This is a genomic window from Bradyrhizobium algeriense, from assembly GCF_003062295.1.
Taxonomy (GTDB): Bacteria; Pseudomonadota; Alphaproteobacteria; order Rhizobiales; family Xanthobacteraceae; genus Bradyrhizobium; species Bradyrhizobium algeriense.
Genome location: NZ_PYCN01000181.1, coordinates 1 through 695, shown reverse-complemented (window position 1 = coordinate 695; position 695 = coordinate 1). Strand labels below are relative to the sequence as shown.

Sequence of the window (695 nt, the reverse complement as noted above, 5' to 3'; positions counted from 1 at the left end):
TGATGTCATCGGTGGCCGCCAGAACCGGAGCGGCGGTGGTCACAAACGACAGCGCGGTCGCAAAAAGTGTCCCGCGCAGCCAGCCAGACGGAAGATTTATCGATGGCTCCGGTTGTGGTGACCGGGCGATGGGCAAGGTTCCAGGTGAAGTGAGTTGTCCCTCATTTTGAAGGTGCTGCGTCCTCCTCGCCCTCACTGGGAGAAAGTGGATCGGTGGGCAGCGCCGGGCCAGATGAGCCCTCAGCATGCTGCCAAGCCCGACTCGACGTGCGTCGTGGAAAGGCGGCATTTTGTGGGGCACCGTTGCATTAACCTCGGCCGTATAGCGAGGAGCGGTTCATCAAGGATCTGCTCCCGTGCCTCTGTTCGAGCGCCGTCGCTTCCCGGTTGAGATCATCTTGCTGTGCGTGCGCTGGTACTGCAAGTATGGGATCAGCTATCGCGATCTGGCTGAAATGATGTCCGAGCGCGGTGTCACCGTCAGTCCAAGCACGATCTTTCGTTGGGTGCAACGCTATGCTCCGGAGATCGAGAAGCGGGTGCGACCATACCAGGGACATCGTTCAGGCTCATGGCGAGCGCATGAGACCTGTGTACGAGTGGGCGGACGCTGGCGGTACTTGTTTCGAGCGGTCGATAAACATGGTCGGCTGATTGCCTCCATGCTGTCCGGTCGGCGTGATCCCGGAGCGGCT

The 695-nt window shown here is 60.4% G+C and carries 1 protein-coding gene; it reads left to right on the top strand.

The genetic code is table 11. The annotated features are described in order from the left end of the window. Positions 1 to 356 precede the first annotated feature (356 nt). A partial coding sequence (locus C7G61_RS43000) for an IS6 family transposase (protein ID WP_108523439.1) occupies positions 357 to 695 on the top strand: 339 nt, incomplete at its 3' end.